General features: G+C 57.0%; 4 protein-coding genes. 1 reads left to right on the forward strand and 3 read right to left on the reverse strand.

What is annotated here, in order from left to right; translation table 11 throughout:
- The 3 genes from IIA05_12900 to IIA05_12910 all read right to left on the reverse strand — a co-directional run.
- Nucleotides 1-328 (reverse strand): OPT/YSL family transporter (locus IIA05_12900; protein MCH9027988.1); only part of this gene is annotated, 328 nt, incomplete at its 3' end.
- A gap of 223 nt (nt 329-551) precedes the next feature.
- Nucleotides 552-995 (reverse strand): nuclear transport factor 2 family protein, encoded by a 444-nt coding sequence (locus IIA05_12905; GenBank protein ID MCH9027989.1) that lies wholly within the window; start codon nt 993-995, stop codon nt 552-554.
- Between the two features lie 21 nt (nt 996-1,016).
- On the reverse strand, nt 1,017-2,381 hold the full coding sequence (locus IIA05_12910) for a hypothetical protein (protein MCH9027990.1): 1,365 nt from the start codon (nt 2,379-2,381) through the stop codon (nt 1,017-1,019).
- 736 nt (nt 2,382-3,117) lie between these two features.
- Between IIA05_12910 and IIA05_12915 the strand changes: the two genes are divergently transcribed.
- On the forward strand, nt 3,118-4,318 hold a 1,201-nt coding region (locus tag IIA05_12915), incomplete at its 3' end, for a formate--tetrahydrofolate ligase (GenBank protein MCH9027991.1).

Below are 4,318 nucleotides of genomic sequence, written 5' to 3' on the forward strand. Positions count from 1 at the left end.
CACCCAGGCCGGCGATGGCCAGCACCCAGGAATAACGAAAATCGTCCCAGTACCCCAGGATGATCAGCGCCGGCATCGTGAAAATCACGCCGGTGGCGATGGATGTGCCCGCCGATGCGCCGGTCGCTACGATATTGTTCTCGAGGATATGGCCGCCACCGAGCAACTTGAGCACCGCCATCGACACCACCGCGGCCGGAATGGCCGAGGCAATCGTCATGCCCGCGAACAAACCGAGATACGCATTCGCGGCAGCCAGGATCATAGCCAGCACGATGGCCAGAATTATGGCCCGGGGGGTTAGCTCACGGGGCGCTTGCTGACTCATCGGCAGATCCTTTTCCGTGGAAAGATTTGTTGTTGGTGTTATCCGATCAGCGGACCGTGCCCGATAGTAGTCTCCCGGTGGCGCTCTCGTCCATGTGCCTGACAATCAGCAAGCCCCCGAGCGGCCACAAAAAGACCGCTAGAAATCGAAGACGTGTTCAAGCTCGATCCGGCACCAGAATCCGATCGACTGCCCTTCCGGCACTAACCCCTTAGCGGGATTTCTACATCCCGGGAATTTTTGTTGCCTGCCAGGCGACGACCTGCCAGACACCGTTTCGCTTCACAAAGGTGCCGGTATTGAAATAGTAATCTACGGCTGCATCATCGGCCGCCGTTGCAACCAGCCTGAAAGCCACCACGGCCGTGGTCCCGTACACCTGGATCCGGATGTCTTCGGCCGTATAGACGGGTTCGGATTCCTCGGTTTCCCCACCTTCCGCCGAACCAAATTCCTGCATGATTTCTGCTTTGTTGGTCCGCGTGCCTCTCGAAGATGTATAGATCAGATCCTCGGCCCAGAAGCGATCGTGCACCGCCTCCTCGCTCACCCCGGCGAGAAACTCATGCAGAATCGCGGTCAGGTCATCGGTATCGGTATTGGAGGCGCCGCAGCCGGTCAATAGCATGAGCAACAGTGTTGCGCGCAACCTCAAGATTGATTTCATTGGATTACCTCAAGTTTTCGTCTAATGATCTCTCGCCTCGCGCGATATCGTCCCGTTCCCGGGCAAGAAAATCGCCACCAGTTTACCGTTGTCGTCAAATCGCGGCGCAAGACCGGTCGTATTCATCGCGCGAAGCAAGGTCTTTTCTGGATTGGCTTGCTGCTCGTAAACCAACGATCGCAACAGCTCGATAACTGAATCGTTCGCGCCCATTTCCCGCAACACCTCGAAGTAATCCGCGGTCGAGTATTGATGTTGCTCAGCCTCAGCGCCCCGGGCAAGCAAGGCATTCCAGAAGGAAAAGAGATTTTCGTTGGGCAACACAGCGGCCGTCATTTGCGCGATCAGGTCGCCACAAGTATAAAACGCATCGAATTGGCCGCGCTGCGCTGCATTGATCAACGCGCCATCACCCAGATATTCGCTGCATTCGTCGATCGCGTCACCGTACTGATCCAAGATGAACTCATCGTCAGTTACTCCGATTTCGCCCAGAACCGAAATCGCCATTGCATTGGCAGCGCCTTCGGTCATCCAGGCGGCGCTTCTTGCATCGATGCTAACGCCATGACGGTTTTGGAAAAGATGGACCACTTCGTGAGCGAAGAACCAGCGGAAGAAAATCAGGATGTCTGCATGGAAAGTGCGCAGGTTCTCCCCGCTCGATTCGAGTGCAAGCAACGAATTGACCGCGCTACCCTTGTTCGACATTCCTTCGCCTTCGAAACCGCGAAACGCAAACAACACCGTCGCCTTTTGGCCAAGCCCCTCGCCCCAGAGCGCCCGGTTGGCATCGAAGATCGTTGACAACTCAGGCTTGACCCGTTCTTTTAACCAAACAGGCAGGCCAGGGTCGATGACGCCGGTCAGGTCCGCGCCCTGTAACAGTGAAGCCTCTCCGATGTATATGTAGGTCCCGTCGCCGCGGCTGACATGGACGGCCTCGCGTTTGCGCACCTCGCCGTTATGTACCATGGGCTTGTCGGAAAGGACGCGCACCGCGAACATCGGCTGCTCGCCCTGCCACCGGTCGATATCGCCATGCAATGCCGCGATCGCGGCCCGATCGGTTTCCGGTAGCAACTCGAACTGACCCGTATAAAGCGCCAGACCCCCATCGGAAAACGGGATGAACGGCGTGTAGTCTTTCGGCACGGTCTGCGTATAGGGAGTAAACAAAAATTCAATCACCGTCATCGGCGCCTTCATCAGCACCGCGTCGAAGCCGTCGAGCCGCTCCAGCGACAAGCCACGGCTAACCGGTTTCCAGGTCGATCTCCGATAATCGCCAGAAGAACGCGAGAAAAACAACGCCGACTGCGGGTGCTCGAAAACATAACGAATCCGCCATCGGCCATCGGACCGCGCACTTACTGTCGCGAGCACCTGCGCACCGTACCCATCCAATCCCATATCAGGGAGTAGCTTGCCGGTGCAGGAATTGAGGAAGCAGGCTGCCAAAAACACAATAGTTTGAAGGGGTCTGATCCACTTATTTTCAGGCATTGATATTCTCGAATTCAGCCATGGCGAATCCGTATAGTCGAATTCGCCGATACCGCCATCTCGGCGCGACTGCGATGGTGCCGTAACAATCACTACCGATGTGACAAGACCCGGAATTCACATGGATTTATGCACCAAAACAGGATTCCAAACTCACACCTGTAGAAATGTACTTCGGATGCATATTATAATCAAAAAAGAAAACCCCAAAGGATAGTGAGTCGATTTATTTTTTAATATCAACTAGTTAAGTGACTCCACGTCTGCATTCGCAGCATGTTGATTTTGCTGTCCAGGTCGTTTCGGCGCCAGGCAGCTAACGTGGCGCCACGCCAGGAAAAGCGGAGAACGAGATATGACGAAAACCGAGTCCTCTGCAACGGGCGAAGCATTTGAGAACGGATAAAGTGACCGCATTGCGCTGCCATTGGAACGGCAACACATGCCGACGGACTATGCGATCTCGGCGGCTGCCAATACCGGGCGCGGCACCGACCATTAGACCAGGATTCCGGATGACCGCGGCCCCGGGCAGAGCATGCGCGGTTTCGAATCGACCTATCAAAACATCATCGAACTTGGCCACCGAAGCATTACGCTCAATGAATAGACGCCAATGACGGATCTCGACATCGCGCGGGCGGTCACGCCCGAAGACATCGTCGATCTCGCGCGGCAACGCCTGGGAATCGCCCCGCAGTTCATCGAACCCTGGGGCAATCACAAAGCCAAGCTCTCGGAGAAACTCGCGCCGCAGCTCGCAGATTCCGCGGACGGCAAGCTGATCCTGGTGTCCGCGATGACCCCGACGCCGGCGGGTGAAGGCAAGACTACGACCACCATCGGCGTGGCCGACGCCCTCGCCGGCCGGAGCCAAACGCCAGCCCAGCGAAGCTTCTGGAGATGGCTTTCGGCAGATTCGAGCCGGCTCGCAAGCCGATGGAACAAAGTGCACGAGGTCAACACGGCGAGGCGGTTACTGCAGCGCGTGTCGCAACTAACCGACCCGAAAGTGACGCGCCCGGTCGAGTCCTTGCTGGAGGCGGTCAGCAGCGAGATCGAAAAAATGCGCATACAGAACGTCAAAGACATTCTTGCGCTCTGCGGCGATCATTTCGGCGAACCGTTCAACGCCATCGATCTGCTCTGGGAGGAGCGACCCGATCTGCGCGGTCTAATTGCGAAAAACCTGTTCGACATTCTACCTCCCGAGGATCTCTGGAAAGACGCAGATCAGGCGCTTTTTCGGGTGGGCGCAGTGTTGAAACTCGCGCGCGACGACGCGTTCAATAGCGCGAGTAAGATCGCACTTTTGGACCGTACCTACCGGGCACTCGAAGCGCATCTGAAAGGCTGGCGTACCGGCCGCACCTCTGCAGGCGATCTTATGGACCAGTGGGCGTTGGGGATCATGTTTTGGAACGCACGGGCGCTGACCCTGTTCCTGACCAAGGAGGAGCAAGAGCTGGCGCGCCCACATACAAATTTCCGGGAACTGGTCTTTGAATATCTGCAGCGAGTGGTCATCGGGCGCGGCAATCACCGGAAGGGAAATTTCCTGCAGCTGCTCGGTGGCGCGTCGGTCTTGTGGGCCGATCCTGGCGACCGGAAGAGACTTCTGGAAATTGCGAGCCTGCGCCGCGCCGAACTGTCGGGACAGACCTACTTGGTGAGGGACGCGTTGAACGAATACAATTTCGTATCCTGCTTTCTCCGCGTGGCGGGCGCGAATCTCGTGTCCAAAGAGCGCGCCAACCTGCTACAGCGGCATCGCCAGCAGCTGCTCAAGAAGGCGGAAGAGCTTCCCAACCCCGATC

This window comes from Pseudomonadota bacterium (assembly GCA_022572885.1).
GTDB lineage: Bacteria > Pseudomonadota > Gammaproteobacteria > Steroidobacterales > MnTg04 > MnTg04.